At 62.0% G+C, this 24,927-nt stretch carries 19 protein-coding genes; 13 read left to right on the top strand and 6 right to left on the bottom strand.

Annotation, left to right across the window (positions count from 1 at the left end; genetic code table 11):
* The first annotated feature begins 446 nt into the window (after window positions 1-446).
* Window positions 447-2,558, top strand: a complete 2,112-nt coding sequence (locus IAE33_RS08925) for a putative bifunctional diguanylate cyclase/phosphodiesterase (protein WP_201163224.1) — start codon at window positions 447-449, stop codon at window positions 2,556-2,558.
* Window positions 2,559-2,573: 15 nt separating this feature from the next.
* Here the strand turns inward: IAE33_RS08925 and IAE33_RS08920 are convergent, their stop codons facing one another.
* Window positions 2,574-3,398, bottom strand: a complete 825-nt coding sequence (locus IAE33_RS08920; protein ID WP_201163223.1) for an aldo/keto reductase — start codon at window positions 3,396-3,398, stop codon at window positions 2,574-2,576.
* A gap of 246 nt (window positions 3,399-3,644) precedes the next feature.
* Between IAE33_RS08920 and IAE33_RS08915 the strand changes: the two genes are divergently transcribed.
* Together IAE33_RS08915 and katG are read left to right on the top strand one after the other, a co-directional pair.
* On the top strand, window positions 3,645-4,523 hold the full coding sequence (locus IAE33_RS08915; protein WP_201163222.1) for a DMT family transporter: 879 nt from the start codon (window positions 3,645-3,647) through the stop codon (window positions 4,521-4,523).
* 110 nt (window positions 4,524-4,633) lie between these two features.
* Window positions 4,634-6,892, top strand: a complete 2,259-nt coding sequence (gene katG, locus IAE33_RS08910; protein WP_201163221.1) for a catalase/peroxidase HPI — start codon at window positions 4,634-4,636, stop codon at window positions 6,890-6,892.
* 36 nt (window positions 6,893-6,928) lie between these two features.
* On the opposite strand, the gene IAE33_RS08905 is transcribed toward katG, so the two are convergent.
* A complete protein-coding gene (locus tag IAE33_RS08905; RefSeq protein ID WP_201163220.1) occupies window positions 6,929-9,121 on the bottom strand; it encodes a TonB-dependent siderophore receptor in 2,193 nt (730 codons plus the stop codon).
* A 195-nt stretch (window positions 9,122-9,316) separates the two neighbouring features.
* Between IAE33_RS08905 and pssA the strand changes: the two genes are divergently transcribed.
* From pssA to IAE33_RS08885, 4 genes are all read left to right on the top strand, one after another.
* Window positions 9,317-10,645 carry a CDP-diacylglycerol--serine O-phosphatidyltransferase gene (gene pssA, locus IAE33_RS08900; RefSeq protein WP_201163219.1) on the top strand — a complete coding sequence of 443 codons (1,329 nt, stop codon included), beginning with the start codon at window positions 9,317-9,319 and terminating at the stop codon, window positions 10,643-10,645.
* Between the two features lie 103 nt (window positions 10,646-10,748).
* Window positions 10,749-13,295: a bifunctional diguanylate cyclase/phosphodiesterase gene (locus IAE33_RS08895; RefSeq protein ID WP_201163218.1), complete on the top strand. Its 2,547-nt coding sequence runs from the start codon at window positions 10,749-10,751 to the stop codon at window positions 13,293-13,295.
* 105 nt (window positions 13,296-13,400) lie between these two features.
* Window positions 13,401-14,558, top strand: a complete 1,158-nt coding sequence (locus IAE33_RS08890; RefSeq protein ID WP_201163217.1) for a GGDEF domain-containing protein — start codon at window positions 13,401-13,403, stop codon at window positions 14,556-14,558.
* A 209-nt stretch (window positions 14,559-14,767) separates the two neighbouring features.
* Complete coding sequence (locus tag IAE33_RS08885; protein ID WP_201163216.1) at window positions 14,768-15,055, top strand: hypothetical protein; 288 nt, start codon at window positions 14,768-14,770, stop codon at window positions 15,053-15,055.
* 47 nt (window positions 15,056-15,102) lie between these two features.
* Here the strand turns inward: IAE33_RS08885 and IAE33_RS08880 are convergent, their stop codons facing one another.
* On the bottom strand, window positions 15,103-16,260 hold the full coding sequence (locus tag IAE33_RS08880) for a mechanosensitive ion channel family protein (protein ID WP_201163215.1): 1,158 nt from the start codon (window positions 16,258-16,260) through the stop codon (window positions 15,103-15,105).
* A gap of 128 nt (window positions 16,261-16,388) precedes the next feature.
* Window positions 16,389-17,939: a sensor histidine kinase gene (locus IAE33_RS08875; protein WP_201163214.1), complete on the bottom strand. Its 1,551-nt coding sequence runs from the start codon at window positions 17,937-17,939 to the stop codon at window positions 16,389-16,391.
* Between the two features lie 285 nt (window positions 17,940-18,224).
* On the opposite strand from IAE33_RS08875, the gene IAE33_RS08870 reads away from it, so the two are divergent.
* Both IAE33_RS08870 and IAE33_RS08865 read left to right on the top strand, forming a co-directional pair.
* Window positions 18,225-18,449: a hypothetical protein gene (locus tag IAE33_RS08870; protein ID WP_201163213.1), complete on the top strand. Its 225-nt coding sequence runs from the start codon at window positions 18,225-18,227 to the stop codon at window positions 18,447-18,449.
* Window positions 18,450-18,507: 58 nt separating this feature from the next.
* The gene (locus IAE33_RS08865; protein ID WP_201163212.1) at window positions 18,508-19,617 is read left to right on the top strand and encodes a Gfo/Idh/MocA family protein; all 1,110 of its coding nucleotides are present in this window, start codon (window positions 18,508-18,510) and stop codon (window positions 19,615-19,617) included.
* 41 nt (window positions 19,618-19,658) lie between these two features.
* On the opposite strand, the gene IAE33_RS08860 is transcribed toward IAE33_RS08865, so the two are convergent.
* Window positions 19,659-21,410, bottom strand: a complete 1,752-nt coding sequence (locus IAE33_RS08860; protein WP_236406317.1) for a glycoside hydrolase family 15 protein — start codon at window positions 21,408-21,410, stop codon at window positions 19,659-19,661.
* 228 nt (window positions 21,411-21,638) lie between these two features.
* Here IAE33_RS08860 and IAE33_RS24550 point away from each other — a divergent pair, with 228 nt between their 5' ends.
* On the top strand, window positions 21,639-21,923 hold the full coding sequence (locus IAE33_RS24550; RefSeq protein ID WP_201218392.1) for a DUF6555 family protein: 285 nt from the start codon (window positions 21,639-21,641) through the stop codon (window positions 21,921-21,923).
* 399 nt (window positions 21,924-22,322) lie between these two features.
* Here the strand turns inward: IAE33_RS24550 and IAE33_RS08850 are convergent, their stop codons facing one another.
* Window positions 22,323-23,609 (bottom strand): MFS transporter, encoded by a 1,287-nt coding sequence (locus IAE33_RS08850; protein WP_201163210.1) that lies wholly within the window; start codon window positions 23,607-23,609, stop codon window positions 22,323-22,325.
* Window positions 23,610-23,944: 335 nt separating this feature from the next.
* Between IAE33_RS08850 and IAE33_RS08845 the strand changes: the two genes are divergently transcribed.
* From IAE33_RS08845 to IAE33_RS08835, 3 genes are read left to right on the top strand one after another with little or no spacing between them, the layout of a single operon-like run.
* Window positions 23,945-24,178, top strand: a complete 234-nt coding sequence (locus IAE33_RS08845; protein ID WP_201163209.1) for a PLDc N-terminal domain-containing protein — start codon at window positions 23,945-23,947, stop codon at window positions 24,176-24,178.
* Between the two features lie 9 nt (window positions 24,179-24,187).
* On the top strand, window positions 24,188-24,358 hold the full coding sequence (locus IAE33_RS08840) for a hypothetical protein (RefSeq protein ID WP_201163208.1): 171 nt from the start codon (window positions 24,188-24,190) through the stop codon (window positions 24,356-24,358).
* A 30-nt stretch (window positions 24,359-24,388) separates the two neighbouring features.
* Window positions 24,389-24,913, top strand: a complete 525-nt coding sequence (locus IAE33_RS08835) for a hypothetical protein (RefSeq protein ID WP_201163207.1) — start codon at window positions 24,389-24,391, stop codon at window positions 24,911-24,913.
* Window positions 24,914-24,927: the final 14 nt, after the last annotated feature.

The following is a 24,927-nucleotide window of genomic DNA, read 5'->3' as shown; positions in this document are numbered from 1 at the left end:
TTCGGCGCGGTCCTCCCGGGAGCAAGCCCGGAGCGAGGGAACCCCGGAGCGAAGCGTAGGGGCCGGATGACGGGAGCGGGCGGCTTTGGTTACTTTGGCCAAGACCAAAGTAACCCGCCGTAAGGGCGGAAAGGTGACTAAGCGCCACTTGCGCGAAAGAATGTTTGCTCGGTGTACGCGCCTACCTGAATAAGTTCATAGCTCAGCGTTCAAGGTGGGCCCCTTTTTGTCGTGGCAGTACAGGCCGGATACAGGGTGAACACGTTTACGGGCACATAGTTGACATTGTCAGGTCCCACCGCCACTCAACGCAACCCGCCGCTGGGCAGGCCAAATGGCCACCACCCTTCACAAAACCTTCATTAACAGCATAATGCCATCATTGATCAAAGGCCGGCCCCAGCCGCCAGTCAACGCTCGCCCTCCCCAGGCCCAGGTAAAAACCCATGCCGCTAGCCGCAAGCCCCGACGCCATGTACCGGCTGCTGATCCAGAGCGTGGTCGACTACGCCATCTACATGCTCACACCCGAGGGCCTGGTCGCCAATTGGAACCCCGGCGCGCAGCGCGCCAAAGGGTATAGCGCCGATGAGATCGTCGGCCAGCATTACTCAGTGTTCTACACCGAAGCCGAACGCAGTGCCGGCGCACCCACGCATAACCTGGCGCAGGCCCGCAGCACCGGGCGTTTCGAAGAAACCGGGCTGCGCCTGCGCAAGGACGGCAGCGCCTTCCGGGCGCATGTGGTCATCGACGCGGTGTATGACGATGAAGGCAACCTCGTCGGGTTTGCCAAGGTCACCCGCGACATTACCGAGCGCTACCAGCAAGAGCAGGCGTTGCTGCAGGCCAAGGAGCTGGCCGAGCAATACAGCCAAGAGATGGCCAGGCTCTCGCAGTTTCTTGACTCGGTCATCGCCAATATCCCCGCCAGTGTCATGGTGCTGGGGCTGGAGAGCCAGCGCATTCTGCTGGCCAACCAACAGGCCCTGCGCCTGTTCGCCGGGCCGCAACAGCCCATGGTTGGGCAGTTGCCAGCAGACTGCCTGGCACCTGGTGCTGCGGCCTATGTACAGCAACAGCTGGCACGTGGTGCCCGCAGCACCAAAGGGCATGCGGCCGAGACCCGGGTTGACACCGCCTGTGGCCCACGCATGTTGCGCAGCCGTACCCTGCTTAGTCAGAACCGGGAAGGGCAGGCCGACTACGTGCTGTTCGTGGCCGAAGACGCCACCGAGCAGCTGGCAGCCCATGCCCAGATTCACCATATGGCTCATCATGATGCGCTGACCGGGCTGCCCAACCGCACCCTGTTCAGCCAACGGCTGGGCCAGGCACTGCTGCGCGGTGCCGAGGCGGGTAAGCTGACGGCTGCCCTGTGCCTGGATCTGGACCACTTCAAGAACATCAACGACTCGCTGGGCCATGCCTTTGGCGACAAACTGCTGCGGGTCTTGAGCAAGCGCCTGCGCCGAGAGTTGCGCGAGCGCGACACCCTGGCGCGCCTGGGGGGTGATGAGTTCGCCATCGTGCTCACCGGCTTGGATAGCCGTGAGGCCGCTCACAATACTGCCCGGCGCCTGATCAATGCGATCACGCCGCCGTTTCAGATCGAAGGGCACCAGTTCAGTGTGGGGGTGAGCATCGGCGTTGCCATCGCGCCAGATGATCACCAGCACGCCGACCAGTTGCTCGGCTATGCCGACATGGCGCTGTACGAGGCCAAGCGCAACGGGCGTAACCGCTACGAGTGTTTCGCCGTGCAGCTGGATGTCGCGGCGCGCCAGCGCCGCCTGGTGGAAACCGACCTGCGCACGGCCTTGCACCTGGGCCAGTTGCAGCTGCACTACCAACCCGTGGTAGATCAGCTGACCAGCAGCGTGACAGGCTACGAGGCATTGCTGCGCTGGTTGCACCCAACGCGCGGCATGGTGATGCCAATGGACTTCATACCCATTGCCGAAGAAACCGGGCTGATCCATGAGCTGGGCACACGGGCGCTGAACCTGGCCTGCCAGGAAGCAGTGCGCTGGGACAGCGAGCAGACGGTATCGGTGAACCTGTCGCCCGTGCAGTTCAAGAACGCCAACCTGGTGCACACTGTGGCGTTGGCGCTGGCGGACTCAGGCCTGCCCGCGCAGCGCCTGGAGCTGGAGATTACCGAGTCGGTGCTGCTGGGCAACAGCGACGAGAACGTGCGTGTACTGCGGGCGCTGAAAGACCTGGGCGTGTCCATTTCGCTGGACGACTTCGGCACGGGGTACTCGTCGCTGGGTTACCTGCGGTCGTTTCCGTTTGATCGGATCAAGATCGACAAGTCGTTCGTGCATGACATGTGCGACAGCCCCGAGGCCATGTCGATCATCCGCGCCATCACTGGGCTGTCCAACAGCCTGATGATCAAGACCACAGCCGAAGGCGTCGAGTCGGAAGAGCAGCGCAAGCGGCTGGCGGCCGAGGGCTGTTCGCACTTGCAGGGCTACCTGTATGGCCGGCCCGTGCCTGCCAGCGAGCGTTTGAAGCACATTGACGTGGCGGGCTCGCCACAACCCGCCTGAGCGCCAGCGTGCCGCTTAGCTGTTCCAGTCCGGCGCGAACGCTGGGCTGACCACGCGCTGGTCCTTGGGCAGTGCGGCGATTGCCGCCCGGTCTTCGTCATCGAGCTGGACCTGCAGTGAGCCCAGGTTGGCCAGCTGGTTTTCACGGCTGCTGGCCTTTGGAATCACCGCCACCCCGTCCTGGTCCAGCAGCCACTTCAGCGCCACCTGGCTGGGCAGCACCCCGTGCTTGCGGGCGATAGCCTGGATGGCCGGTTCTGCTGCCGCCTGGCCGCGGGCCAGCGGGGTATAGGCGGTGAGCAGCAAGTCGTTGCTGCGGGCGTAGTCCAGCAGCGCCTGCTGGCCGAGCAAAACGTGGTATTCCACCTGGATGGCCGAAAGCGGCGCACCCAACGTCTCGATCACCTGGCGTAGCAGGCCCAGAGGGAAATTGGCTACCCCGATGTGGCGCGCCTTGCCCTCTTCGCGCAGCGCTACCAGGGTTTCGATGCTGCGCGCCAGGTCCCAGTCCTTGCCCGGCCAGTGGATGTGGAACAGGTCCACGTGCTCGGTGCCCAGCGCTCGCAAGCTGGCTTCGAGCGACTGGCGCATGGCCTTGGGCGACAGGCTGTCCCACCACACCTTGGTGGTCAGGTGGATCTGCTCGCGCGGCACGTTGCTGGTGCGCAGTGCCGCGCCCACATCTGCCTCGTTTTCGTAAGCGGTCGCGGTGTCGATGTGCCGGTAGCCCAACTCCAGCGCTTGAACAACCGCCTGGGTGCAGGCGGTGCCTGTCATCGGCCAGGTCCCCAGGCCGACTGCCGGCAGGGCCAGCCCGTTGTTGGTGGTGAGCGTGTGCATTGAAGAATCCTTGTATGAACACTGGGTGCCTGCCCGATGGTGAGCGATAGGCAGGCCACGGGCCACGCCGGCAGGCGGCAAAGTGGTCGATTAACGCACACAAATTGACCTGGGCCGGCCCTGGCGGCAATTGAACTTCCTTCTCGTCGCGCATCTCTTCTAGAATCCCAGTGCTGCCCCCGCACGGCATTGCCCGCGCGGCATTCAAACGGCGCCGCCTGGTGTGGCGCCCCCATCGAGAGAGCCATGAGTTCCAGCACCCCGCTGTCCGGCGTCAACCAACCCCTGCGTGGCATCGCGCTGGTGGTCGGGGCCACGTTCCTGTTTGCCAGTCACGACGCACTGTCCAAGTTTCTCGGCGGCCTTTATCCGATCGTCATGGTGGTGTGGGCCCGCTATGTGGTGCACACCCTGTTGATGGCCGGCATCTTCCTGCCCAAGTCGGGCCTCAATGTGCTGCGTACGCGCCGCCCGGTGCTGCAGACCCTGCGCGCCCTCAGCCTGCTCAGTACCAGCCTGCTGTTCACCACTGGCTTGCAGTACCTGCCATTGGCCGAGGCCACGGCGGTCAACTTTCTCGCCCCGGTGCTGGTCACCGCATTGTCGGCTCCCCTGCTCAAGGAGCGGGTAACGGTAGGGCAGTGGGTGGCCGTGGTGTTGGGCTTCATCGGCGTACTGGTGGTGGTGCACCCGGGCGGGGCCATGTTTACCCCGGCCATCCTGTTCCCGTTCGGTTCAGCGTTGGGCTTTTGCTTCTACCAGTTGCTCACGCGCATTCTGGCGGCGCACGACAGCCCCACCACCAGCAACTTCTACGCGGGGCTGTGCAATACACTGGCAATGAGTGCCCTGGTGCCGTTCTTCTGGGAAACACCGCGTTGGGACCATGCGCTGCTGATGCTGGCCCTGGGCGGCTTCGGGATGACCGCCCACCTGCTGCTGACCCAGGCGTTCCGGTTCGCAGCGCCGGCGCTGCTGGCGCCCTTCAGCTACTGCCAGATCGTGTTCGCCGGCCTGCTTGGGGTGCTGTTCTACAGCCAGGTACCCGACACCCTTAGCCTGGTGGGCATCCTGGTCATCTGTTTCAGCGGCCTGGGGGCGGCCTGGATGCAGCGGAGCAAGTAGTCGAGAGCGTCAGGCTATTGCCCCGCAATAGCCATTCTATTAGACCTCTGCACGGCCTCGGCTAGGCTTTCGGGTGGGAATCTGGACAACCGACCTGAAGGTATCCGCAGATGTCGAACGAACCGAAATGCCCGTTCCATCAAACCGCCGGTGGCGGCACCACCAACCGTGATTGGTGGCCGGACCAGCTGAACCTGAGAATACTTCACCAACACGCCTCCCTGTCTGACCCCATGGGCGCTGATTTCGATTATGCCAAGGCATTCAAGAGCCTGGATTTCCAGGCGCTGAAGGCCGACCTGACAGCGCTGATGACCGACTCGCAGGACTGGTGGCCGGCCGACTTCGGCCACTACGGGCCGCTGTTCATCCGCATGGCCTGGCACAGCGCCGGTACCTACCGCACCGGCGATGGCCGCGGGGGTGCGGGCTCTGGCCAGCAGCGCTTTGCGCCGCTCAACAGCTGGCCCGACAACGTCAGCCTGGACAAGGCCCGGCGCCTGCTGTGGCCAATCAAGCAAAAATACGGCAACAAGATCTCCTGGGCCGACCTGATCGTACTCACCGGCAACGTCGCCCTCGAATCGATGGGCTTCAAGACCTTCGGGTTTTCCGGTGGCCGTGCGGACGTGTGGGAGCCAGACGAAGATGTGTACTGGGGCTCGGAAAAGGTCTGGCTGGGCGGCGACACCCGCTACGGCAAGGAGCAGGCCAAGGCCCAACCCCCCGGGGAGGGCGACCTGGTGGCCGAGCCGGCCAAGCACGGCGAAGAACAGAGCCGCAACCTGGGGGGTGAGCGCAACCTTGAGAACCCCCTGGCCGCCGTCCAGATGGGGCTTATCTACGTCAACCCGGAAGGCCCCGAGGGCAACCCCGACCCGGTCGCCTCAGGCCGTGATATCCGTGAAACGTTTGGCCGCATGGCCATGAACGATGAAGAAACCGTGGCACTGATCGCAGGCGGCCATGCTTTCGGCAAGACCCATGGCGCCGGCCCAGCCGACAACGTCGGGGCCGAGCCCGAAGCTGCGGGCCTGGAGCAGCAAGGCTTCGGTTGGGCCAGTACGTTCGGCACCGGCAAGGGCGGCGATACCATCACCAGCGGCCTGGAGGTGACGTGGACGTCTACCCCGACCAAGTGGAGCAACGAGTACCTCACCAACCTGTTCGCCTTCGACTGGGAACTGACCAAGAGCCCGGCAGGCGCGCACCAGTGGCGGCCGAAAGATGGCAAGGGCGCCGGCACTGTGCCCGACGCCCACGACCCGGCGAAGCGCCACGCGCCGATGATGCTCACCTCGGACCTGGCCCTGCGCTTCGACCCCGTGTACGAGCCTATCGCCCGGCGCTTCAAGGACAACCCTGACCAGCTGGCGGACGCTTTCGCCCGCGCCTGGTACAAGCTGATCCACCGGGACATGGGGCCGCTGGCGCGTTACCTGGGCCCGGAAATGCCTGCCGAAGAGCTGCTCTGGCAAGACCCCATCCCCAAGGTGGACTACCCGCTGATCGATGCGCAGGACATCGCTGCATTGAAAACCCGGATATTGGCCAGCGGCCTGGCGGTTGGGGACCTGGTGGCCACTGCCTGGGCGGCGGCCTCCACGTTCCGCGGTTCGGACAAGCGTGGTGGCGCCAACGGCGGGCGCTTGCGCTTGTCTCCACAGAAAGACTGGCCAGTGAACCAAGGCACCGACAAGGTGCTGGCAGCGCTGGAAACGGTGCGGGCTGAATTCAATGCCGGCGCCAAGCAGGTGTCGATGGCAGACCTGATCGTGCTGGCGGGCGTAGCAGCGGTGGAGAAGGCGGCGGCTGACGCTGGCCACAGTGTGACCGTGGCCTTCCGCCCCGGGCGCGCTGATGCTTCGCAGGCGCAGACAGATGTGGAATCGTTCGCCGTGCTGGAGCCGGTGGCTGATGGCCTGCGCAACTTTCTCAAAGCCCGCTACAGCGTCAAGGCCGAGAAGCTGCTGCTGGACAGGGCACAACTGCTGACGCTTACAGCGCCGGAACTGACTGTGCTGGTGGGCGGTTTGCGGGTGCTGGGGGCCAACCACGCTGGCAGTACTCAAGGGGTGTTCACCGACAAGGTCGGTGTGTTGAGCAATGATTTCTTCCGCAACCTGCTGGACATGGGGGTGGAGTGGAAGCCAACCTCAGCGGACAACGAGGCCTTCGAGGGCCGCGACCGCAGCACCGGGCAGGTGAGGTGGACGGCCAGCCGGGTCGATCTGGTGTTTGGCTCCCATGCTCAGTTGCGGGCGTTGAGCGAGGTGTATGGCAGTAGCGACGCGCAGGGCAAATTCGTTCGGGACTTTGTTGCAGCGTGGGAGAAGGTGATGGAACTGGACCGGTTTGACCTGCGGTAGCTGAGGTGTTGGGGCCGCAAAGCGGCCCCAGCAGCATCAGAAGCTGTATTTCCCCGTCAGCATCAGGTTGCGTGGTGCGCCGTACACGTCCCCGCCGTAATACACCGAACTCGAAATCGCCGAGTAATAGGTGCGGTCGAAAATATTGTTGGCGTTGAGCTGCAGGTCCAGATGCTCGTTGACCTTGTACCCTGCCATCAGGTCGGTGGTAGCGTAGCTGCCTTGCTGCAGGCGGTAGCTCGCCCCGGTCGCCGTCGTGAAGTCGTTGTACATGCGGCTCTGCCAGTAGACGTTGCCCCCGACGCGCAGCTTCTCCAACGGGCCCTGGAACCTGTAGGTTGTGGAAACCTTGAACAGGTGTTCAGGCATGTCGGTGTCGAAGCGCTGGTTTTCGTTCTGCGGGTTGGACGAGTCTTTCACGTAGTGCGTACGGGCATAGGTATAACCGGCGCCCACCTGCCAATTGGGCAGCAGTGCACCCTGCAGTTCGAAATCGACACCCTGGCTACGGATTTCACCGGAAGCCACATAGCAGTTGTTGGGGTCCGCGCAGCCTGCCAGGCCCGCCCCGGTGACCTGAACGCCGCGGTTCTCCTGGTCTACCCGGAACACCGCCACGCTCGCGTTCAACGCACCATCGAAGTATTCGCCTTTCAGCCCGATTTCATAGTTCTTGCCCACCACCGGCTTGAGAATGCTGCCAGCGGTGTCCTGGTAGCTTTGCGGGTTGAAGATATCGCTGTAGCTGACATAGACCGAGTGGTGATCGTCCAGTTCGTAGATCAGGCCGCCGTAGCGGGTCACATTGCGGGTGACCTTGTAATCGGCTGCCGAATCGTCCTTGCTGTCGTAGTCGTACCAGTCCAGCCGGCCGCCCAGGATCAGTTTCAGCGGGTCGGCTAGGCTCAGGCGAGTGGTCAGGTAGACGCCGTCCTGGGTGGTGACTGCCCGGCTGCTGCCAGAGCGTTGAAAATCAGGCTTGCCAGCCTCCAGCGGCCAGTACATGTCATACGGCGCATAGTTTTTTTCCTTGAGGTCGGCGACCCGTCGGCTGGCGCCCACCACCAATTCGTGCGTACGGCCAAATGCGTCGAATGGGCCACTCACGAATGCGTCCACCCCGGCCTGCTTCTGGTCATGCCTGGACTGATAAACCGTTCGCGCCAGGCTCAGGTCCTCAGCCCAGCGCGACAGGTATGACCCGGAAAAGGTGGCCTGCTGGTCGCTGTAGTTGGCGTTGACCTGCAACTGCCAGTCATTGGCCAGGCGCTGGCGCAGTTCTGCAAACACGGTGTCGATGTTCTGGTCCTTGTCTTCCCAGGATGTGCCAGGGTTGTAGGAGCGTGGCAGGTTCAGGTGATGGCCATCCAGGCCAACCATGGAGGCACCCCAGAAATAGTTGGTCTTGTCCTTCTGGTGCGAGAAGCCGAGGGTGAGGGTGGTGTCCTCGCTCAGGTCGGCCTCGGTCACGGCGTAGAACAGGCCGTGGTCCTCGTCGACATCGTCCACGAAGCTGCCATTGTCACGGTACGAGGCCACTACCCTGCCACGCAGCGTGCCGCTGTCGTTCAGCGGGCTGGAGGCATCCAGTTCGCCGCGGTAGTCGTCCCAGCTGCCGGCGGCGCCGGTGAGGGTGAGTTTCTGTTCTGCCAGGGGGCGTTTGCGCACAAGGTTGATGGCCGCAGAGGGGTTGCCGGCCCCGGTCACCAGGCCGGTGGCGCCTCGCACGATCTCCACGCGGTCGAACATCGCCAGGTTGGGTTGCGAACCGACGGTCCAGCCGCTGTAACCGCTGGGGATACCGTCATACATCAGGTTGTCGATGTCGAAGCCGCGGGCCGAGTAGGTTTGCCTGCCGGGGCCACTGGAGAAATCGAGGAACAGGCCCGGCGTGTTTTTCACTACATCGTTGATGCTGGTCATGCCCTGGTCATCCATGCGCTGACGGGTAATGACAGTGGTGGCCTGAGGTGTTTCACGCAGGGTCAGCGGCAGCTTGGTCGCAGTGGCCATGGCGCCGGTGGTGTAAGACTGCGAGCCCTCAGTAACGCTGCCCAGCTGGGTATTCACGATCTCGGTTGCGCCAAGCTCCAGGGTACCGGGTTTTTTGTTTTCCGCCGTCTTGCTGCCGTCGGCAGCATGCGCAGGTGCAAGAGTAGCCAGGCAGATGGCTGCGGCCAGCAGACTACGGGCATGGCCAAAACGACGTGATGAGGCCGGGTGGTTCATGAAAGATGCACCAAATGGAAAATAAGGAGCGAATGAGAATATTTGCTACTTAATATGTCAAGCGTCTCGTACCCAAATCGGTCAGAATTTTGGAGTTGGGTGAATTACTGAAGCTGCGCCTCACCCACGCGGGGTGGACCGTTACGCGATTCCTGTGCAAGCTGGGGGCACAGTTGGCCGCGAAGATGACCGCACGTGAACCCCGAAACCTTTTTGGATGCCCTCTCCGGCATAGCGCTAACCCCCGACGCGATACAGGTGCTGCCCGATGCAAGGGCCTACCGTGACTGCCTGCTGGCGCGTATCGCCGCCGCTGAGCGGCGCATTGTCATCGTGGCGCTGTACCTGCAGCAGGACGAGGCGGGGCAGGCAGTACTCGATGCACTGTACCGGGCCAAGGCCGCCAGGCCAGCGTTGGACATCATCGTGGTGGTCGACTGGTTCCGCGCCCGGCGCGGCCTGCTGGGTGCTGGGCGGCAACCCGGCAATGCCGCCTGGTATCAGGCCCAGCGCCAGTTGCAGGGCCTGGACGTACCGATTTACGGCGTGCCGGTGCAAACCCGTGAGCTGTTCGGGGTGTTGCACCTCAAGGGCAGCATCATCGACGACTGTGTGCTGTACACCGGCGCCAGCCTGAATAACGTCTACCTGCACCACTTTGACCGCTATCGCCTGGACCGTTATCACGTTTTCCAGTCGCCGGCCCTTGCCGATGCCATGGCCGGCCTGGTGCAGCGCCTGCTGCACCCTGTGGCCACACCGCGTCTGGACCTGCCCGAGCCGCCCGCCACAGGCAGCCTGCGCAGCGACATCCGACGCCTGCGGGCGCGGCTTCGGCGGCTGGTGTATGAGGCTGTACCCAGTCGCCCGGGGCAGGGCATGCGGGTTATACCGCTGCTTGGCGTAGGCCGGGGTAATACCTTGAACCGTACGGTGTGTGCGTTGCTGGCCGTGGCGCAGCAGCGCATCGTCATCTGCACCCCGTATTTCAACCCGCCCAGGGCGGTGATGCGGGAAATTGACCAGGCCCTGGCGCGGGGCGTCGAGGTGGAGCTGATCGTGGGCGACCGCACGGCCAACGATTTCTACATCGCCCCGGGGGAGCCGTTCAGCGCCAGCGGTGCGTTGCCTTACCTGTATGAAGACAACCTGCGGGCCTTCGCCCGCCGCCGGCACGTGTACCTGGCCAGTGGGCACTTGCAGATCCGCATCTGGAACGACCCCGGGCATACCTTCCATGCCAAGGGCATGTGGGTAGACCAACGCTACTCATTGCTGACCGGCAACAACCTGAACCCGCGTGGCTTCAACCTGGACCTGGAAAACGGCCTGCTGATCGACGACCCGCAGCAGCAATGGCTGGCGCCGCGGGAGGCGGAACTGGCCGCACTGCGCCGGTTCGCCCCCGCTATCGGGTCGGCAGATGAACTGGGTGTCAAGGCCGATCACCCCAAGCCCGTGCGCAAATTGCTGCGCAGGCTACGCTATAGCCGGTTGGAACCGTTGATCAAGCGGGTGCTTTAGCGGCCAGCCAGGGTGCTAGTGCGAAGGCCGGTGGTCAGTTGTTGCGATCAACGTGATGGGCTGTGAGTCAACCCTGTGGACTTCGGCTAAAGGCGCTCACGGAATGGAAGCAACGTTTGGCAATGATTCGCCGCGCAGTCACGTGGTTCGCCAGCTGATCCTGGCGTTTTCCGGCCTGCTGCTGCTGGCCCTGGTGCTGGGCATGGTGTCGCTGTACCGCATCGCACAGGGGCTGGACGAGCGGGAGCTGGTGCAAAGCCGCTTCCACGCCGAATCTGCGCTGGTGCAGTTGCAGAAAAGCGAGCGCAGCTACCTGTGGACCCATGCGGCCTGGCAAGCGGCCTACGAGCACCTTGTGGTGGCAGTAGACACCCATTGGGCGTTCGAGGAAGACAACGTCGGCGCAACGCTGTTTACCGAGGACGGCTATGAGGGCGTATTCGTTCTCGATGACGACGGTACACATTACGCCGTTGTTCGCGGGCGCCTCAGCGATCAGGGCCTGGAGCAGTACAGCGCCAGCAGTGGCCGTATCTTGCAGCAGGCCCGGGAGGCCGTGCAGCGCCAGCAACCGGCGTCCGGTTACCTGGTATTCGCCGGCCAGCCAGCGCTGTTCACCGCCGCAGTCATTCGCCCACCAACGCTCCCTCACCACCTGCCGGCGCCTAAAACCGTGCTGGTGTTCATTCGGGTGCTGGCGCCGGCGGTTCTGGGCCAGCTCGGGCAATCTGTCGGGCTGGCTGAGTTTGCGGTCACTGCTGGTGCCCAGCCACCAAAAGGCAAAGGGCACCTGCCGCTGGAGGCGAGCGGCCACAGCCTGACCTGGCACATCGAGCAGCCTGGCAGCGCGTTGATCCGCGCGGTGTTTGGCCCCTTGATCGTGGCGGTGCTGATCATCGTCTTGATCATGGCGCTGTTTGCCCGGTATGCCATGCGCACCAGCGCCGGCATCGACCGCAGCCACCGGCAGCTGGCGGCGTCCAAGCAGGCACTCGAGGCCAGTGAGGCGCGCTTCAAGGCCGTGGCCGAAGCGGCCTCCGACTGGATATGGGAAACCGATGCCCAGCAGCACCTGACCTACTTGTCCCCACGGTTTGCCGAATTGACCGGGCACCCTGCAGAACACTGGTTGCAGAAGCCCGTCAGCGAGCTGTTCGATTGCGAAACCGGGCATGTCGAAACCTGGCTGCATGGCCTGGGCGCCAGCGAAGCCACGGGCAGCTTGCGTTGCCAGTACCACGACAAGGCCGGGCAGCGGCGCGAGTGCCGGGTAGCCGCCAAAGCTATCATTGAACACAAGATCTGCAAGGGCTTTCGTGGCACCTGCACCGACATCACCGACGAGGTCACGGCCCACGCCCGTATCCAGCATCTGTCCCAGCACGACCCCCTGACCGGGCTGCCCAACCGCAACAAGTTGTTCCGTTTTCTGGAAGACGCCGGCAAGGCTTCCCAGGCGGTGTTGATGCTGGACCTGGACAATTTCAAACCCATCAACGACAGCCTGGGCCACCCGGCAGGGGATGCGGTGCTGATCGAAGTCGCCGCCCGGCTCGGCCAGGTAACCCGGGGCACCGACCTGGTGGCACGCCTGGGGGGCGACAAATTCGTCCTGGTGTTGGCAGGGCCCGGCACACGCGAGGAGGTCGACCGCTTCTGCGCCCGCGTCATCGAGGCGCTGAGGCGGCCGATGGCGATCGACCAGCACCGGGTGCAGGTCGGAGGTAGCCTGGGGGTCGTGCTGTCTGCCGATTACCCTGGCACCCCCAGCGACCTGATTCGCTTCGCCGACGTGGCCCTGTACGGTGCCAAGCAGGCGGGCAAGAGCACCTGGCGCTATTTTTCGCCGCAGATGAACACCGCGCTGCTAGACAAACGCGTGCTGGAACAGGAACTGCGCGAAGGCATACCGCTTGGCGAATTGAGGTTGCATTTTCAGCCACGCTTCAAGGTCGATGGGGTAACCGTCGCCTCCGCCGAAGCGCTGGTGCGCTGGCACCACCCGCGCCTTGGCTTGCTAGCGCCGGACCGCTTCATCCCGTTGGCCGAGGAGTCGGACCTGATCGTGCTGCTGGGCAACTGGGTACTGTATCAGGCCTGCGGTCTGGCCCGAGCCTGGCCGCTGGACATATTGGTTTCGGTCAACATGTCGCCCGCCCAGTTCAGCCGCAGCGATGTGGTACGGGACGTTGCCGAAGCGCTGCGCAGCACCGGGCTGCCGGCGCACCGCCTGGAGCTGGAAATCACCGAGAACGTGATGCTCAACGACGTGGAAGGCGCCCTGCACACCATGAATGCGCTGAAGGAGCTGGGCGTACGTCTGAACATGGATGACTTTGGTACGGGTTATTCATCCTTGGGCTACTTGCGTACTTACCCGTTCGACAGCATCAAGATCGACAAGCGCTTCATCCAGGCGCTGGGCAAGCGCAGCAGCGATCGCAGCGTGGTGCAGGCAATCATCAACCTGGGTAACGCAATGGGCATGACAGTCACGGCCGAAGGGGTGGAAACGCCGGAGCAGTTGGCCATGTTGCGGGACGATCAGTGCCATGAAGTGCAGGGTTTTCTGTTAAGCCGACCGATCGAGAACGAGGCGTTCGTCCGGTTGATAGCAAATAGCCATGTCAACACCCCGAAAGGTGCCTAGAATCGCGAAAAACCTTTGCGTGCAACCCGGTGGCCCCCTCTGAAAAGCCATCCAGAGCGCATACAATCGCCGCTTTCATGACCACTCACACGGGCTACACCTTTCATGGCGCTTGATCCACCGACCATGCTCACCATTTCCATCGCCCTGGCTGCGGCGGCGGCGCTTTACCTGGCCATCGAGTGGCGCAGCGTTCGCGAGCAATCATTGCTGTACTGGAGCGCTGGCTTCGCCACCATCACGGTTGGCTGCACCCTCGCCTTGATGCGTGGCATCGGCCTGTTGTTCATTGGTATCTGGTTCGCCAACGGCTTGCTGGTGGTGGCCCACGGGTTGTTTTTGCTGGGGGTGTTGCGCTTTACCCAAGACCGCGTGTCACGGGCATGGCTGGTGATCGTGGTGATCTGGTTCGCGTTGCTGATGCTGCCGGCCGGGCCGGAGTGGTCGAAGGTGATGCTGATGGCCAACTCGTTGCTGGTGGCGTCGCTCACGCTCAAGGCCAGTTCACTGTTGCAACCCCATGGCCAGTCGCTGAGCGTAGGGGCTGTGCAGTTGCGCTATGTGCTGCTGATTCATGGTTTGTTCTACGTGATCAAGGCCATCATCGCCATTGCGCCAGGAACGTTGATAGACCTGGCCAACTTCGGTGGGCTGATCATCCAGGTCTCGCTGGTGGAAGGGGCCATGGCGATCATGCTGATTGCCTTGTCCATGACCGGTACGGTGCGCTACCGCCGCGAAGAGCGGATTGCCCGGCTGGCGGCGCGTGATCCACTCACTGCGCTCTATAATCGGCGTGCGCTGGAGGTGAGGGCAGGGCCATTTTTCAAGGATGTAAGCGCCGTGCGGCCTGGGGCTTTGCTGTTGATCGATATTGACAACTTCAAGTTGGTCAATGACCTGCATGGGCACATCGCAGGGGACCGGTTACTGGTGGCCCTGAGTGAGATGATCCGTGCGGTGCTCCCGGAGCGCTCGTTGGCGGCGCGGCTTGGGGGGGATGAGTTCGTCATTTTGCTGAGTGGGGCGAGTAACGAACGGGTGCTGGAGCTGGGGGGAATGCTGCGCGAGCAGTTCCAGCAATACGCGCGTGTGACCGTCCCTACAACAGAGGCGGTGACGTTGAGTATCGGGGCCAATGTGTTCGACCAGGCGCCGGTGAGCCTGGCGGCGCTGATCGAGCAGGGCGATGTGGCGTTGTATCAGTCCAAGCGTGGTGGGCGGGACAGCATTCGGTTCGCCGAGCGCCAGGTCCAGGCCTGAGCCAGCGCTCTCTTGCGTTCTTAGCGATTGGAGCGTGGATTAACTGGGGCCTTTAAGCCAGCGCAACGGGCGCTGGTGCATAGGCATATCGCGTGCGAGTGCTTCATGCGTTTGGTCTGGATTGCGTGAAAAAAGCCGGCTGAATGCAACGTCGCTCAGTCCTACGTGTACACAGGCTTATCTGTGTAGCAGATATGAGGTGTATCACCATGGCTAACAATCAAGACATGCCAGGCACTCAGGGCGGCAAGGCAGACACTCATGGCACCGACCAAGACCGTGATCGTAGCCCCGACACTGGCCATCAAGGCGGGCAGATGCCCGGTCCGGACGTCACGAAGACCCCCAAACCCGATTCTGACCAAGGCCGTCAGGGTGGAGTGGGGACCGGCGCAGGGGGGGCCGCAGGCACCGCAGAGATGGATGACGAGGAAATCGGCCGGCAGGGCGGGCACGCCGGCCAGCAAGGTGGCCAGATGAAGGATGATCAGCGCTGAAACTGAGGTGCGCGGCCGAGGCGGCCAGTGCCGCCCCGGCGTTCCTGTCACCTTGCCGTGAATGAAGCCGCGCGCTCTCTGTTACCTGTGTGCGTCTGTTCCCTGTCCCGCACGTTGCCAGATCCTGTCGTCTCCTGCGGCAGCGCAGTTACCTTGATGGCCCGCACGGGTACGGCAAATGCGGCGCCGATGCTGGAGAATTTTTCCAGCAGTTGAAAGTTGATGGCCTGCTGGATGTCCATGTACAGGTTGTAGCCCGGGTCCTTGACGATATACACACACTCGAATTCCAACGCTTCCTTACCGAACCCGCGCAAATGAGCACGATCGAAGCGCACTTGTTGCTGAGCCTTGATCGCCTCTTCGACAATGGCGGGCGCCTGTTTGACCGCCTCGGTCGGGGTGTCGTACGACAGGCCAAATTCGAACACGATGCGCCGTTCCTGCAAGCGCTTGTAGTTCTGGATGGTGCTGCCAATCATGTTGGCATTGGCCATAACGATCTGTTCACCGCCCAGGCTGCGGATGCGGGTGGTTTTCAGCCCTACATGCTCTACAGTGCCCGCCAACGGGCCAATGACGATGAAATCCCCCACTTCGAAGGGCTTGTCCACGGCAATCGACAGTGAGGCGAACAGGTCGCCCAGAATGTTCTGCACGGCCAGCGCAACGGCAATACCGCCCACCCCCAGGCTGGCAACGAACGCGGTGATGTTCACCCCCAGGTTGGACAGCATGGCCAGCAGCACCACCGACCACAGCAGCACGCGCGCGCCCCAGGCCGACAGTGTCGCCAGTGCACTGCCCTGGCTGGTGCCGTCGGCGCCGTTGTGCAGGAAGTAGCGGTCCAGCCCCAGGCTGATGGCGCGGTTCACCCACAAGCCGATCTGCAGGGCCGCTACCACGAACCACAGGCTGCCCACCCGGCTAAGCCACCGTTCAGGCAGGTCCAGCATGCTCAGGCCTACCAGCAGTGAAGCGAGGAACAGCAAGGAATTGCTGGTCCCCGACAGCACCCTCGCCACAACGTGACTCAGCGCCCCGGAGTGCTCCGACCAGCGCTGGACCCGGCGCAGTAGAAAACTGATTGCCGCCCGGGATACCAGGAAGGTGAGTACGGCGACCGTGACCGCCAGTAGCAAATTGAGTATGGAGATACCGAACAGCGTGGTGTCGGTGAACAGTGTGATGATGCGATCGCTCATGAAAGGCTTGCCTCCTCCTACTGTGGTTTCGACGGCTTCGCGTGCAGCGCGAAATACATGCCTCGCAGTGCTTGGTCAGAATTCGGTGCGATGGGTTCGATCGAATTGTCGAAAACCGAGGGACGGGGCTAGAGCTTGAAGCGCACCCGTATCGTGCTGAACGGGGCTGAAGCATCAATACGGATAGCTTGCGCGCCATAGCCCGAATAGCTCTTCACCAGCCGCATGCCCAACCCCGTTCCACTGGGTTTTGGGTAGGAATCGGGAAAACCGTCACCCTCATCGGTGACCACGATTGCAGCATCTTTGCCATCGCGGGTGACGTTGACCGTAATGAGGCCTCGGCCATACTTCAGCGCGTTGGTAACCAGTTCCGAAACTACCAGCCCCAACGGCGCCATCCGTTCTGAGGACAGTTGGAACGTCTCGATCTGCAGTTCGATCTTGCGCTCTGCAAACGCCTTGCCGATATCCCCAACCAGCCCGCTCAAGTACTCCGACGCGCTGACGCCCTCGCAATAGGCATTCTGATAGAGGCGTTCGTGGACGGTTGCGATGGTGAGTACACGGTTGGCTGCGATTTGCAACTGGGACTGGACGGCTTCTTCGTTCGAAAGGTTGGCCTGCAAAATCAACAGGGTGTTAACCAGGTGCAGGCTGTTTTTAACCCGATGGTGGATTTCCTCCAGGTGTAAACCCTTTTCAGTCAGCTTTACGTTCTGCGCGTCGATCAAAGCCTCTAGCCGGGCTTCCTGCTCGTGGCGTTCCGTGATGTCCCTGGAAACGGCAATGATCTTGTCGATGTGGCCTTGTGGGTCGAGAATGGGGGCCGCTGTCACGTCCCACCACCTTGGTTCGCCCTTGGCGGTTGGGCAGAAGGATTCGAACCGTACAGACTCACCCGCGGCAACCCGTGCGAGTGCATTATCCACCACAGGCCTGGAGCCTTCCGGCCACAGGTTTACCCAAGGCTGGCCTGACACGGTGTCCAGGCTGTCAATCTGCATGCGGCACAAGCCCGCTGCATTGAAAAACTCCACCCTGCCGTCCCTTGAGAGGATCTTGACGCAGTCCGGGCTGGCATTGAGGACGCTCTCTGAGTAGGCCGGGGAGGTTTTTGATTCGAACTGAACAGCAAGGCGCTCGATGGCCATGGAAATGATATTGGCCAGGCCTTCCAGGAAAACGACGTCACTTTCGATGAAATCGTCGCCATCGCGGCTGTCTGCCTCCAGGATGCCGAACGTGCCCGTCACTCCTCGGACGGGAACATTAATGGCACGTTCAATCCCATACTCCCTGAGCAATGAGGGGGTTCTGAACCGCAGCTCCTCGCCCAGGTGGTTCGAGATGACGGGGCGGTTGGTAGCGAACGCGTAACCCGCCGGGCTGGCTTCGTCGGCCCCTACCGTTGCAGTACCAATGTCTGCGGCCTTCCAGCCTACACCATTGGCCAGCACCAACAGCGGTTCGCCAGGCACCGGCCGCAATACCTTTGTGAACAGCGTATCCATCCCTTTCGCGGCTATTTCACAGGCCTGGTCCAGAAGCTGATCAAGGTCTGTCAGCTTCAGCGACTGCACACCAAAACCGACCACCAGTTCATGCTGTTTGCGTAAGCGTGTGTGGGAGATCTGCAAGGCGGCACGAATGATTTCGTCAGTCGACAATTCGGGCATGGGGTGCATCCGGCATAAGGCAGGTGGGGAGATAGACAACAGTTCTTGGCATGGAGGGGTAGTGCACAGCCACATTGCCTGGGCCACAGCGCAGTGGCCAAATCATGCGGGAATTTACACGCATGGCGGCAAAAGTAACAGCGCTGCTTGGGGCAAAGCCGACTGAATGCGCCAGGTAGCCGCCCAGCGTTGTGCCTGTTCAACAAAACCAACTGTTCAGAAAGATAAAACTATCGCGGTTCTCTGCGCTCTTCTGAAAGACACCCTTCACTCTGGAGATGCCTGATGAAAGACAACCACCCCCATGTTGGCGACAAGGTACCGCGTCCACTGTCCTCTGAAGAGGCGCAACAAGGTGAACAGGTCCCAGACCCGATACTCCAGCGCCCCGACCCCGATACCGAGGTGGTCGACAAAGTGATCACCCCAACCTCGATCAAGGAACAGGAAGCGCAAACCGAGGCCATCGAGCGCCGGTTGCAGGATGTGGAAAAAAAGGTGGGCCGCTAGGCGGGCGATTGGTCTGCAGTACGCAACCCACCTGATCGCAATAACGAGGAGGACTGTCATGCCTGATACACCCAAAAAGATTCGCTACGGCGTGGTTGCCGGCGGCTCTATTTCCCAGGGTGCATTCATGCCGGGGGTCGGCCAGACCGATAACTCGGTGATCACCGCGCTGGTGACGGGTGACCCCGAAAAAGCCCGGCAACTCGGCGAACGGTATGGGCTGCGTACCTATGCCTACGAGGAGTATCCGGCACTGCTGGCGGCCGGCGAAGTCGACGCCCTCTATATCGCAACGCCGAACTTCCGCCACCGTGAGTTCGTGATCCCGGCTCTTGAGGCGGGCATCCACGTACTGCTGGAGAAACCCATGGGTACCAGCGAAGCAGACTGCCAGGCGATGATCGATGCCTCAGCGCGCACAGGCGCCAAGCTGATGGTCGCTTACCGGCTGCACTGCGAGCCCGGCACCTTGGACATGATCGAACGTGTGCACAAAGGCGATTTCGGCGACCCCAGGCTGTTTACCTCGATTTTCACGCAGCGGGTCAAACCCAGTAACCACCGTGCCCAGAATGGCTTTGCCGCAGGGCCAGTGCCAGATATGGGCCCTTACCCGCTGAACATGGTGCGCCAGCTGTTCAACGCCGAGCCCATCGAGGTGGCGGCAATCGGTGTGCAGTCACCGGGTAGCGCTGTGAACACCTGGGACACCGTCACCGTTAGCCTGCGCTTTCCGGACGAGCGTCTGGCACAGTTCACGGTGAGCTACACGCTGCCAGACGCCGAGCGTTTCCAGTTGCTGGGCAGCAAAGGGGAAATCGAGGCCTCACCGTGCTTCGGCTACGGCGAGGGGGTGGCGATCAGCTACCGGGCGACAATCGACGGCGAAACCCGCGTGCATGTGAACCCGGTCGTGGACCAGTTTGCAGGTGAAACCGCCTACTTCTCCGACTGTATACTGCGCGACCAGGCGCCGGAGCCGGACGGGGTAGAGGGGCTGCGCGACGTGCGCGTGATCGCGGCCATCGAACGGGCATTGCAGACGGGGCAGCCGCAGCAGCTCGAACCCCTGCCGGCCCGCCAGCACGCTCGCCGCCGCGAACAGCACAGGGCCTTCCCGCTCGCCGAAGTGCCGCCGATGGTGGATACCGAATCGCCCACCGAATAATCAGCCGCCTGCGCGCCACGTTTGGCGCGCAGGCGGGGTTTTCAGCAGGGTGGGCGTCGACCGCTCAGCGCCAGGGCTGCGCGCAGTGCCGCCAGATGTGTCAGCCCTTGTGGCAGGTTACCCAGGTAGTTGCCCGAGTCGGGGTCTACCATTTCCGAGTAGATGCCTGCGCCGTGGCCGAGGCCCTCCAGTGCCGCGTGAAAGGCCTTTTGCGCTTCAGTCTCATGGCCAAGCAGCACCCAGGCTTCCACCAACCAGAACGAGCAGGCGAGGAAGCAGCCCTCCTCGTCACTGGCCCCGCTGTAGCGATAGTGGAAGGGGCCAGTGCCCAGAGACTGCTGTACCGCATGCAGGGTGCTGCGCAGGCGCTCTCGCTGCGGGTAGCCAAAACGCACGGCTAGCGCAATGCCTGCGTCAAGGCGTTCACTGCCGGGGTAAAACACATAAGCCTGCAGCCGCTCGCTCCAGCAATGGCTTTCTACCCACTCCTGGATGCGACCCCGCTCGCGTACCCAGCGTTCCCGGCAGGTGGTGGGCAGATGCCCGCCGTCGGCCAGCTCGATGGCGCGGCTAAGGGCCTGCCAGCAACTGATCTTGGACAAGGTGTAGTGCCGTACCTCATGCAGCTCCCAGATACCGGAATCGGGCTGGCGCCAACAGTCTGCACAGTCGTCGGCCAGGCGCGCCAGCAGCGCTGCGCTGACGTTGTCGAGGATATTGCCGCATTGAATAAAGCAGCTGGTGGTCTCGAAAATGTCGCCAAACACGCCGTGTTGCAGTTGATTGTGTGCGTCATTGCCCACTACAGGCGGCGATTGCTTGTAACCGGGTAGGTCTATGGGGTGGATGCCGTCACCGACGTGCCCGTCGAGAGTGTAAAAGACACGTGCGCCATGCTCGTCCAGCCGACGCAGCAACCAGGTATAGGCAGCCTTGGCTTCAGGCTGGGCACCAATGCCCAGGAACGCCTCGATGGTGTAACCGGCGTCCCGTATCCAGGCGAAGCGATAATCGTAGTTCTTGAAGCCGCCGATACGCTCTGGCAGCGATGTGGTCGCCGCCGCCATGATCGACCCACTGGGCGATGACAGCAGCAGTTTCAGCGCCAGCGCATTGCGTACCACTACCGCTTCGTAGGGGCCCTGGTAATCCAGGCCCTGGGACCATTGCCGCCACTCCCGGTCAGAGCCATCGATGCGGGCATCCACCAGACTCAGCGCAGGCACCACCAGCGGCTCGTCGTAACCGGCGATAAGGCCGAGCACCGTCCGCTGGCCAGCCGTGATCTCCACGGTGCCTCGCACGCCGAGGTCATCCTTGCGCTGTACATCCACCCGGTCATCGTGCAGGAACATGCCCAGAATGTGCCCGGCATGGAATACGCAGCCATTATCGTTGGGCGAAAGATAGGGGCTGACAGTATCGGCCTGGGTGCCGAAATCGATGGCCACGTGGAATGCCACCGAGCCTTCGATGCCTTCGATTCGCCTGGCCAGTTCCGCCCAGGGCAGCCGCCCGGCCGGGCCGCTGTTAAGCGACTCAGTCAGCCTGGCCCTGCCGCTGTTGGTGATGTAGTCGGTTTCCAGCACATTACTGCCCGGCCGGTAGCGCCGCTCAGCCACATAGGGCTGGCTTGGGGTAATGGCAAAGTGGCCCCCGGTGGTCGGCGCCAGCAACCTGTCGAACAAGGGCGGTGAGTCCATGTGCGGCACGCACCACCAATCGATGGAGCCGTCCAGGCCGACCAGGGCCACTGAGCGCCCGTCGCCAAGTGCTGCGTAGTGTTCCAGCAAAAGCCAGCCCCCGGCATCGCGCTGGGGTTCCCCTTGTTGCGTCAGGCTTTTCGTATCGTCGTCCACAGGCAAGCTCCAACGTCAGTCGTAGTGCTGGGACTGGATGGTTGTGCGAAGAGTTCTGGGCTTCAGACGCAAAGCCACAGGCATGACCAATGAGTCAAAATAAATGGAATCTTTTGCTCGGCTGTTCGCTCCATTAGGCTGGGTTTGATGGAGAAGAGTCCAATGGCAGGGCAGCAACTGTATGTGATCGAGTATGAGCTTCACGGGGACTTCCGCACGTTCATCATTCGCCTTGAGCGCATGGATAATAGCGAAGCTTGGCATTGGGCGAGTTGCGATGCCGGAGTCGGGATCATTCCCCGGTTTGGGCAGCACACCATCAAGAAAGTCAGCCGCCCGATGGCTGAGCGGTATGGCTTGGCCAATGTGAAATGGCGGTTGTCTGGCACAGGCCCTGAATTCGTGGCGCCTGCGGTGGACATGAAAAAGTTTGCTGTTAGCAAATGAGGATTGTAGGTGCGGGTTACGCGCGCTCACCGCGTAACTTGATCGATTCCCACGGTGCGTCGGAGGGTTCGTAGCGCTTTGCCATGCGGGCCCAGATGGTGGGCCCAGATGGTGGGCCCAGATGGTGGGCGCGGGGCAGAGGTTGCCAGCGCATGGGTGAAAGCTGTTCGAAGACACGTTTTCAGCGCCCAGTACCGCCTCGACCACGGTGCGCAAGCGTTCGGTATCGGCTTCGCTGTTGACCAGCACCGGGGCCAGCAACTGGTAATCGATTTCGGCGCCGACCCCGTAACTGGCAGCTTGGCCGGCGACGATTTCGCGGTTGCGACGCTCCACCAACGCGCGGATTCTCGGCTCTTCCAGTGACACGGGCCTTGGCGCCTCAGGGCTCATAATGGTTCAAATCGGAGCCCGGCCCTTCCTTGCCATTCGGCGATACAACACCACCGTCGAGCACAGCGCACACAGTGCAGCGAACGCGACCCAGTAAGCAGGCGCAGCCTTGTCACCGGTTTCATGGATCAACCAGGTCGACATGGCCGGCGTGAACCCGCCGAACAGGGCCGTAGCCAAGCTGTAGGCCAGGGAGAAGCCCGCTACCTTCACTTCGGCAGGCATGATTTCCGTGAGCGCCGGGATCATTGCACCGTTGTACATCGCATAGAGGAACGAGAACCACAGCAGTACCTCAAGCATGTGCGCGAAGCTTGCCGCCTGGGCAAGGTAAGACATTGCCGGGTAGGCGGTGAACAAGGTGAGCACGGTCATGGCAATCAGCATCGGTTTACGACCGAAGCGGTCGCTGAGCGTGCCACCGATTGGTAACCAGATAAAGTTGGACACGCCTACCAGAAGCGTCACCAGCAACGCGTCGGTGGTGCTCAGGTTCAGTACAGTCTTACCAAAGGTAGGAGCGTACACGGTGATCAGGTAAAAGGTACTGGTGGTCATGGCGACCATCAGCATGCCCGCGACGACTAGCGATGAGTTGCGGCCGAGGGTGGCGATCACCTGCTTCATGGTCGGGCGATGCTGACGCTTCTCGAACGCTTCGGTTTCTTGCAGGTTACGGCGCAAGAAAAAGATGAACGGGATGATTAGGCAGGCAACGGCAAATGGAATTCGCCAGCCCCACTCGCTGATCTCGGTCGGCGCCAGACTTTGGTTCAGTCCGTAACCCAACGCAGCAGCGACCACGATGGCGACCTGTTGGCTGCCGGATTGCCAGCTGGTGTAGAACCCTTTGCGACCCGGTGTAGCCATTTCAGCTAGATAGACCGACACACCGCCCAATTCAGCACCGGCGGAGAAGCCTTGCAACAAGCGGCCAAGCAGCACAAGCGCGGGTGCCCAATAGCCTATCGTGGCGAAGCCAGGGACCAGGACGATAAGCAACGTGCCACTGGCCATGATGGACAGCGTGACGATGAGACCTTTGCGGCGGCCAACATCGTCGATGTAAGCACCCAGAATCACTGCCCCCAATGGACGCATGAGGAAACCGGCGCCAAACACGGCGAAGGTCATCATCAGCGAGGCAAATTCGCTGGAGGCTGGGAAGAAAGCTGAGGCGATTTGGGTGGCGTAGAAACCGAACAGGAAGAAGTCAAATTGTTCGAGGAAGTTACCAGATGTGACACGTAAAACCGCCGCGGCTTTGGACCGGGCGGGAGGGGAAGCAGGCATACACGGTTCTCCAGCACAAATCTATTGTTGTTGAGCGATCAATCGCCTCGAGTATGCTGGACACATCCTGAAATGCTTAATGAAATATTCTGTTCACGGTCGCGCAGGGCGCACAGGTGCTTCACGCGACAGGAGAGGGAGCAGGCTCTTGTACCGCTTCGTGAAAGTCATCGCATGCGCGTTGTGCATTTCAGGGGCGGTTCGCAAGCGGGTTTGATCCAGTGCATCCACGCCCACCCGTCCACCTTGGAGGAACCAGGCTGAACTTCAGGGTGCGCATGGGCTTCCTCTACATAGGAGGTCGGGATCGCTGGCCGCCAACTGAGGGCGTGATCATGACTGAGCCTGTGACCTACTTCTGGATTGCCGTGGCGGTGATCATTCTTCTGGTGGACCTGTGGGCCATCGTCAGCGTGTTTCGCAGTGACAAGGCAGACACCACCAAGGCGCTGTGGGCACTCGTACTGCTGGCGCTCCCGGTTATCGGCCTGGGGATATGGGGTGTGTGGGGCCCGCGTGGCATAAAGCGCGGCACCGGGCCCTCCTCGCCGGAACACAGCAAAGGTTGAGGTGGCAGTATGAGCAAGCTACGTGACGAGCAACGCAAGGGCGCGGATCTGGCCAAAACCAACGGTGAGCAGGAGCGCGACAACGATGCTCACCGCCCTGAGGGTTCAACCGGTACCTCGCAGGATTCAACAGCGCAGAAAGCCGCCCGGGAAACACCCCGGAAAGCACGTAAACAGTAATGAGTCGCCAGCACACCAAGGAGCTGTAACGTGCCACGTATTATCACCCCGGCTACGCCTGAGACTGATCTGGAGGAGCAAAACGCGCGCATGTTCGGCTCCCCCAAGGAGCGGCTGGATTTTTACAGGCAGGAAATCCAGTACGAAACCAGTATCCTCGCTAACCGGACAGATGCGTACTTGGCGGCTCAGTCATTTCTGGTCATCGCGTTTGTCTCGGCAATGGGTAACCTGAACGAAAGCTGGGGTGAGATGTTTACCCTGGTCGTTCCTCCGTTTCTGGCACTGCTCGGTGTGCTCAGCTCACTTAATGCGTGGCCGGGTATTCGCGCAGCGTTCAAGATCATCGAACACTGGCAGCTTAAGCAAAGCCATTTACTGCGCAGCGAGCCCATGATGGGCCTGGCCTACGATGAGTCTCCACTGTTCAGTGAGGCGGAAACCTCCCGAGCCGGGCATCGTAAATCGCTGTTGTTCTCACTGCGTACACCGTGGATTTTCCTCGCCTGCTGGGTGCTGCTGGGCGCATACGCCCTGTTTATTCAGCTGGCTTAGCGCCAAGCCCTTTT

It is taken from the genome of Pseudomonas sp. S60, from assembly GCF_016647865.1.
Classification (GTDB): domain Bacteria; phylum Pseudomonadota; class Gammaproteobacteria; order Pseudomonadales; family Pseudomonadaceae; genus Aquipseudomonas; species Aquipseudomonas parafulva.
Note: the sequence above shows the minus strand (reverse complement) of the source record. Positions and strands in the feature narration are given on the sequence as shown.